The organism is Streptomyces sp. NPDC059957 (genome assembly GCF_042730015.1).
Taxonomy (GTDB): Bacteria; Actinomycetota; Actinomycetes; order Streptomycetales; family Streptomycetaceae; genus Streptomyces.
Map to the genome: position 1 here is coordinate 92,935 of NZ_JBHWMB010000031.1, position 6,656 is coordinate 99,590.

Sequence of the window (6,656 nt, forward strand, 5' to 3'; positions counted from 1 at the left end):
CCGGGGCCCTGTTCTTCAGCCCGTCCGGCGTTTGAGGACCGGGTCAGGGCCGGCCCTGGGAACGGTGGAAGGGCGGGTAGGGGACCTCGCCCCGCAGGGCCTGACATGTCCGCACATTTCACTGTCCGGTAAGCCGGGGCTCAGGCTGTGTTCCTGTGGGCGGGGTCCACCTCGGCACAATGGAGGCATGAGCCCCGAGACGCAGCTGACCGTCGGATTCGACCTCGACATGACCCTCATCGACTCCCGGCCGGGCATCAAGGCGGCCTTCGAGGCGCTTTCGGCCGAGACGGGCACGTTCATCGACACCGAGCAGACCGTTTCCCGCCTCGGTCCGCCGCTGGACCAGGAGCTCGCGTACTGGTTCCCGGAGGCGGAGATCCCCGCCGTGGCCGACCGCTACCGGGAGATCTATCCCACACACGCCATCGTGCCGACCCCGGCGATGCCCGGCGCCCGCGAGGCCGTCGAAGCGGTCCGGGCCCTCGGCGGCCGCGCGATCGTCGTCACCGCCAAGCACGAACCCAACGCCCGCCTGCACCTGGACCACCTGGGCATCAAGCCCGACGCGGTCATCGGCTCGCTGTGGGCGGAGGCCAAGGCGGTCGCCCTGCGCGAGTACGCGGCCCAGGTCTACGTCGGCGACCACGTCGGCGACGTCCGCGGCGCCCGTACGGCCGGCGCGGTGTCGGTGACGGTCCCGACCGGCCCGTGCCCGGAGCCGGAACTTCGGGCGGCGGGCGCGGACGTGGTCCTGACCGACCTCACGGAGCTGCCGGCCTGGCTCGCGGAGTACGAGCGCACGCGGACCGTGTGACCGCGGCTACGCCTGCGAGGCGCGGGCCGCCGTGCGCTGCGCGGCGGCCGAGCGCAGGACGCCCGCCGCGGAGATCGCGAAGCCGACGCCCATGAGCATGCACACCGCCCATGCGTACGAGGGGAACGGGTCCACGTCGAGGAAGAGCGGGGCCATCGTGGCGAGCGTGGCCACGGCACCGACGATGAAGACGATGCCGCCGGCCTTGACGAGCGCGTCGCCGGGGCGGGTCGCGTCGGGCTCGGGCTGAGGAGTAACAGTCACTCGACCAGGGTAGTTCCCTGGCCGGAGCGGTCACCCGCGAAGGACCGGGGAACGTCTTGTCACCCGGAGAGGGGCAACTAGCCTGAGAGGTGCGGGCCTGCGGTCCGCTTCCCACCCGACGAACGCAAGGACAGAGGACGGACGTGCCTACCGGCAAGGTCAAATGGTTCAACAGTGAGAAGGGCTTCGGCTTCCTCTCCCGCGACGACGGCGGCGACGTGTTCGTCCACTCGTCGGTGCTCCCCGACGGGCTGGACGCGCTCAAGCCCGGCCAGCGCGTCGAGTTCGGTGTTGTCGCGGGGCAGCGCGGTGACCAGGCACTTTCGGTGATCGTCCTGGATCCGGCACCTTCCGTCGCGGCCGCGCAGCGGCGCAAGCCCGACGAGCTCGCCTCCATCGTGCAGGACCTCACGACCGTGCTGGAGAACGTCACGCAGTCGCTGGAGCGGGGCCGTTACCCCGACAAGGCGCAGGGCGGGAAGATCGCCGGCATGCTGCGCGCGGTGGCCGATCAGCTCGACGTCTGAGTCCCCCGTACGACCGTGCCCCGCCGCCCACCAGGGCCGCGGGGCACGCTCATGCCTGCGGGAAGGTCTACGGGAAGGCCAGTGCGTCGGCTGCGATGGCCGGAACCAGACCCTCCGCGGCCGCCCGGGTCAGCAGCCCGCGCACGGCCGCGTAGCCGGCTTCGCCGAGGTCGGCGGTGAACTCGTTGACGTACAGCCCGATGTGCTGGTCGGCGACGGCCGGGTCCAGCTCCTGCGCGTGCGCCCGTACGTAGGGCCGGGACGCCTCCGGGTCGGCCCAGGCCATCCGGACCGAGGTACGGGCCGACTCGGCGAGCGCGCGCAGCGCGTCCGCGCCCAGGGAGCGCTTGGCGATGATCGCGCCGAGCGGGATCGGCAGACCGGTCGTGGACTCCCAGTGCTCGCCCATGTCGGCCAGGCAGTGCAGTCCGTAGTCCCGGTAGGTGAACCGGGCCTCGTGGATGACCAGTCCGGCGTCCACGCGGCCGTCGCGCACGGCGGGCATGATCTCGTGGAAGGGGAGGACGACCACCTTGCCGACGCCCTCGGGCAGTACGTCGGCGGCCCACAGCCGGAACAGCAGGTAGGCGGTGGAGCGTTCGCTCGGGACCGCGACCGTCTTGCCGGTCAGGTCCAGGCCCGGCTCCCGGGTGAGGACCAGAGGTCCGCAGCCGCGGCCCAGCGCGCCGCCGCAGGGGAGGAGCGCGTACTCCTCCAGGACCCAGGGCAGGACGGCGTAGGAGACCTTCAGGACGTCCAGCTCGCCGCGCTCGGCCATGCCGTTGGTGATGTCGATGTCGGCGAAGGTGACGTCGAGGGCGGGCGCGCCGGAGACCCGGCCGTGGGCCCAGGCGTCGAAGACGAAGGTGTCGTTCGGGCAGGGCGAGTACGCGATCCGTACGGGCCGTGCGAGATCGGCGTCTGTTCCGGTCATGAAGGTCCTCCCCAGGAAGCGAGTACGGGCCGCAGGGCCCGGAAGCCGCCGGCCAGCGCCGTCAGCGCCTCGCCGATCCGCCAGGCGTCGCGGTCCCGGGGGCCCACGGCGTTGGAGACGGCACGGACCTCCAGTACGGGCAGCCCGTGGGCGGCGGCGGCCTCGGCGACCCCGAAGCCCTCCATGGCCTCGGCCCCGGCGAGCGGGTGCCGGGCGGCGAGGGCGGCCGTACGGGCGGCCGTGCCGGTGACGGTGGAGACGGTCAGGACGGGCGCGAGCAGCGCCCCGGTCGCCTCGGCGGCGCGCGCGGCGAGCTCTGCGGGAGGCAGGTGCACGCTGCGGCCGAAGCCGAGTTCGGTGACGGTGAGGAACCCCTGCGGGGTCTCGGCGCCGAGGTCGGCGGCGACGATCGCGTCGGCGACCACGAGGGAGCCGATCGGGGCGGCGGGCGCGAACCCGCCGCCGATGCCGGCGGAGACGACGAGGCCGTAGCCGGGGGCTGCCGCGAGCGCCAGGGCGGTCGCGGTACCGGCGGCCGCGGCCGCCGGGCCGACTCCGGCGACCAGCACGTCGAAGGCTCCCCGGCGGTGGATGAGGTAACCGCCGGGGAGGGTGCGCGGCGGTTCGCTGCCGGGGGCGTGGTCCGGGCCGGGGGTGTGGTCCGGATGAGGGACCGGACCGGACAGGCCTCGGACGACGGAGTCGGCCTCCGCCGTCACCGCGGTCACGATGAGCGCGCGCATGGTGGGTGCGTGACTACTTGAGCTTGAGGGTGAAGGCCCAGACGGCGAGGGGCTTGCCGTCCTCGGAGACCTGGACGATGTTGAGCTTCTTGGAGGCCGGGGGCTCGCCGCCCTGGCCGCCGGTGGCGAAGATGTCGGCGCCCGGGAAGCTGTCGTAGGTGTTGGAGGTCGGCTCGGTGATCTGCTGTCCGTCCAGGACCAGCTGCCACTTCTTGCCGTCCTCGACGACGTCCGGCTCGACACCGAGGCGCAGCGTGTCGCCGCGGCCGTAGTCGATGGTCTTGGCGTGCTTCAGGTCGGTGAAGCACTCCTGGACCTTTTCGCCCGTGAGTTCCTTGGCGTCGCTGCAGGCGGCTTCGGCGGACACCGACGAGGTGCCGACCGTCACGGTCGCCAGCGGCGTCGGCTTGTCACAGGCGGAGAGGAGGAGGAGGCCGGCGGAAACGGCTCCGAGGGCCGCGACGCTGCGGCGGGCCCTACCCGAGAAAAGCGGTGCGGTCATGAGCCGAAGGCTATCGGGCCCGTACGCTGCGCTGCTGCACGGGGTCCTCCGGTGCGGCGTGCTGCGCAGGCGGGACCGGGTGCGGCGCCGTGGCGCAAGCGCCCCCGGCTGCGCCGGGCCTTCCGGGGCTCCGCCCCGGACCCCGTTCCTCGAACGCAGGCGGGGCTGGCTTCGGCCGACGCCCGGCCCCGGTGGTGAAGGGCTACGCCACCCGCGGTCGGGATGACGTCGGGTGCTGGTGCCGCGGGGACGTGAGGAAGCCGCGCAGGGCCATCGTCGTGCCCAGGGCCACCACCGTGGCGGCCACCGACATGCCGAGGACGCCGTTGAGGGGGAGGGCGATGCCGATCGAGCCGCCCAGGACCCAGGCCACCTGGAGCAGGGTCTCCGAGCGGGCGAAGGCCGAGGTACGCACTGCCTCGGGCACGTCGCGCTGGATCATCGCGTCCAGCGACAGCTTCGCGAGGGCCTGGCAGAAACCGGCCGTCGCGCCCAGGACGGCCATGAACACCCCGCTGAAGAAGACCGCCGCGAGGACGGCCACCGCGAGGGTCAGGGACAGGACGGCGGCGATGATCGCCTCGGGTGCGCGGGCCCGGAGCCAGGCCCCGACGGCGGTCCCGCAGGCGTTGCCGACGCCCGCCGAGACGCCGACGATGCCCAGCGACACCGCTGCGCTCTGCCCGGCGAGCGGGTGCTCGCGCAGCAGGAACGCCAGGAAGAAGATCAGGAACCCCGACAGCCCGCGCATCGACGCGTTCGCGAGCAGCCCGCACAGCACCGGCCGGCTGACCGTCCGCAGCCCCGGCCGCTTCGAGTGCGCCTCGTGGGTGGAGAGCCGGGCCCGGCGTTCGCCCTTGGCCTCGTCGACCTTGTGCGGCAGCGTGAACGCCGCGAAGGTGCCCCAGATGAAGATCGCGCACGCCCCGTAGAGCGGCCACGGCGGGCCGATCGTGTGCAGGGCGGCGCCCACGGGTGCGGCGGCGCCGGTGGCCAGCAGGCCGGCCAGGGTCACCCGGGAGTTCGCCTTGACCAGGGAGAACCCCGGTGGGAGGAGTCGGGGGACGACCGCGCTGCGCACCACCCCGTAGGCCTTGGAGGCGACGAGGACCCCGAGGGCGGCCGGGTACAGCTCCAGGCCGCCGGTGGCCACCGCGCCCGACATCATCACCGCCAGCAGGGCCCGGGTGAGCATCGCGCCGGCCATCGCGGCCCGCCGCCCGTGCGGCAGCCGGTCCAGCAGGGGGCCGATCACCGGGGCCAGCAGGGTGAAGGGGGCCATCGTGATCGCGAGGTACAGGGCCACTCGGCCGCGTGCCTCGTCCGTGGGGACGGAGAAGAAGACGGTGGAGGCGAGCGCGACTGTGATCATCACATCACCCGCGCCGTTGATCGCGTGCAGCTCGATCAGTTTGCCGAGGCCCGATTCGCCCGCCCCGTGCGCGTGCGTGGCCCGCCGGATCCCGCGCGCCGTACCGGTGAAGGGCAGGTGCAGGGCACGCCCGACGGCCCGGCCGGCCCGCCTGGCCGGTCCCGAGCCGTCATCGGACGACCGTACGGGTGCCACGTGGCCATAGTGCCCCACTCGGCCCCCCGGGACCCTTCCCGGCGCGTCGCGGGGACCCGGCCCGCGCCCCGGGTTGGCCGTGGGTTGGCTGTGGGTGTCCGCGAATCGGACCTTGCATGTGGGCCGAAGGCGCCGGAGGAGGTAGCGTGCGTAGCGCGCCACCGGCGGTTGCTCCTGGCCGCGCGCCTCTTCGCGATCCCGCAGAATGGATCGCAGGTAGGTGCGCCCTGGAACCCGATCGGGCGCGGACGTCGACGCGGCCCCCTGGTCCGCTCCGCCCGCGCTACGTAGGGACAGCCGACGGGTCGTTGTGGACGACAAGTACGGACGGCGCACTCGTGAGACGGCGTAGGAGAGAACGAGACCTGTGAGTGCTGCGACGACGCGAAGCCGTACCCCCGACCGCCAGTGCGTCGAGGCGGTAGCCCTCGCCAGGGCGGCGGCCGAAGAAGCCGCCTACCCCGGAGTGGTGGGCGAGCACACCGCTGCCATCTCGGAAGGCGACAGGGTCGTCACGCACTTCTTCGAGTGCAAGGACCCCGGGTACCGCGGCTGGCGCTGGGCCGTGACGGTGACCCGTGCGTCCCGCGCGAAGAACGTCACCCTCGACGAAACGGTGCTGCTCCCGGGCGACGACGCCCTGCTGGCCCCCGAGTGGGTGCCGTGGAGCGAGCGGCTGCGGCCGGGCGACATGGGTCCGGGCGACCTGCTCCCCACGGACGCTGAGGACCTGCGGCTGGAGGCCGGCTGGTCGGGCGAGGACGCCCCGCCGCCGAACTCGGTGGTGTCCACCGAGATGGCCGAACTGGTCGAGGCGGAGGACGCCGACGTCACCGACCGCGCGGTGGTGCCCGTACGCGGCTCCATCACCTCGGTGGCGGAGGAGCTGGGCATGCGCCGGGCGCGGGTGCTCTCGCGCTACGGGCTGCACAGTGCGGCCGACCGCTGGGACGAGTCCTTCGGCGCGAAGACCCCGATGGCGCAGGCGGCCCCGGCCTCGTGCGTCTCCTGCGGCTTCCTCGTCGCCATCGGCGGCTCGCTGGGCCAGGCCTTCGGCATCTGCGCGAACGAGTTCGGACCGGCCGACGGCCGGCTGGTCTCCCTGTCCTACGGCTGCGGAGGCCACTCGGAGGCCGCGGTCATGCCGAAGCCGCCCAGGCCGGCGCCGCCCGTCCTGGACTCGATGGCCTCGGACGAGTTCCACCTGCGTCCCTCCCCCGACTCCGGCTCGGTCCTCACCACGGACCCCCTGGCCCCGGACCTCGGGCACTCCTGACACCGCGGAACGGCGCGGGCCGGCCC

At 73.5% G+C, this 6,656-nt stretch carries 8 protein-coding genes; 3 read left to right on the forward strand and 5 right to left on the reverse strand.

The features are described 5' to 3' along the window. Positions 1–187: 187 nt before the first annotated feature. On the forward strand, positions 188–817 hold the full coding sequence (locus ACFWBW_RS21815) for an HAD family hydrolase (RefSeq protein WP_385374861.1): 630 nt from the start codon (positions 188–190) through the stop codon (positions 815–817). A 6-nt stretch (positions 818–823) separates the two neighbouring features. On the opposite strand, the gene ACFWBW_RS21820 is transcribed toward ACFWBW_RS21815, so the two are convergent. Further along, positions 824–1,081, reverse strand: a complete 258-nt coding sequence (locus tag ACFWBW_RS21820; protein WP_385374862.1) for a hypothetical protein — start codon at positions 1,079–1,081, stop codon at positions 824–826. Between the two features lie 143 nt (positions 1,082–1,224). Between ACFWBW_RS21820 and ACFWBW_RS21825 the strand changes: the two genes are divergently transcribed. After that, positions 1,225–1,608, forward strand: a complete 384-nt coding sequence (locus tag ACFWBW_RS21825) for a cold-shock protein (protein WP_327253456.1) — start codon at positions 1,225–1,227, stop codon at positions 1,606–1,608. 67 nt (positions 1,609–1,675) lie between these two features. Here the strand turns inward: ACFWBW_RS21825 and ACFWBW_RS21830 are convergent, their stop codons facing one another. The 4 genes from ACFWBW_RS21830 to ACFWBW_RS21845 all read right to left on the reverse strand — a co-directional run bounded on the left by ACFWBW_RS21830 (position 1,676) and on the right by ACFWBW_RS21845 (position 5,372). After that, positions 1,676–2,542: a 1,4-dihydroxy-6-naphthoate synthase gene (locus tag ACFWBW_RS21830; RefSeq protein WP_385374865.1), complete on the reverse strand. Its 867-nt coding sequence runs from the start codon at positions 2,540–2,542 to the stop codon at positions 1,676–1,678. Further along, on the reverse strand, positions 2,539–3,285 hold the full coding sequence (locus ACFWBW_RS21835; protein WP_385374867.1) for a futalosine hydrolase: 747 nt from the start codon (positions 3,283–3,285) through the stop codon (positions 2,539–2,541). Before ACFWBW_RS21835 ends, ACFWBW_RS21830 begins: the two co-directional genes overlap by 4 nt. A gap of 13 nt (positions 3,286–3,298) precedes the next feature. Next, positions 3,299–3,787 carry a DUF2771 domain-containing protein gene (locus ACFWBW_RS21840; protein ID WP_385374869.1) on the reverse strand — a complete coding sequence of 163 codons (489 nt, stop codon included), beginning with the start codon at positions 3,785–3,787 and terminating at the stop codon, positions 3,299–3,301. Between the two features lie 202 nt (positions 3,788–3,989). Then, a complete protein-coding gene (locus tag ACFWBW_RS21845) occupies positions 3,990–5,372 on the reverse strand; it encodes an MFS transporter (protein WP_385374871.1) in 1,383 nt (460 codons plus the stop codon). A gap of 349 nt (positions 5,373–5,721) precedes the next feature. Between ACFWBW_RS21845 and ACFWBW_RS21850 the strand changes: the two genes are divergently transcribed. Beyond that, positions 5,722–6,630 (forward strand): DUF3027 domain-containing protein, encoded by a 909-nt coding sequence (locus tag ACFWBW_RS21850; RefSeq protein WP_385374872.1) that lies wholly within the window; start codon positions 5,722–5,724, stop codon positions 6,628–6,630. Positions 6,631–6,656 lie beyond the last annotated feature (26 nt).

Excerpts from the sequence above, each read along its gene's own strand:
- ACFWBW_RS21815 (WP_385374861.1), top strand. The coding sequence starts at position 188 with ATGAGCCCCGAGACGCAGCTGACCGTCGGATTCGACCTCGACATGACC.
- ACFWBW_RS21830 (WP_385374865.1), bottom strand. The coding sequence starts at position 2,542 with ATGACCGGAACAGACGCCGATCTCGCACGGCCCGTACGGATCGCGTAC.
- ACFWBW_RS21835 (WP_385374867.1), bottom strand. The coding sequence starts at position 3,285 with ATGCGCGCGCTCATCGTGACCGCGGTGACGGCGGAGGCCGACTCCGTC.
- ACFWBW_RS21840 (WP_385374869.1), bottom strand. The coding sequence starts at position 3,787 with ATGACCGCACCGCTTTTCTCGGGTAGGGCCCGCCGCAGCGTCGCGGCC.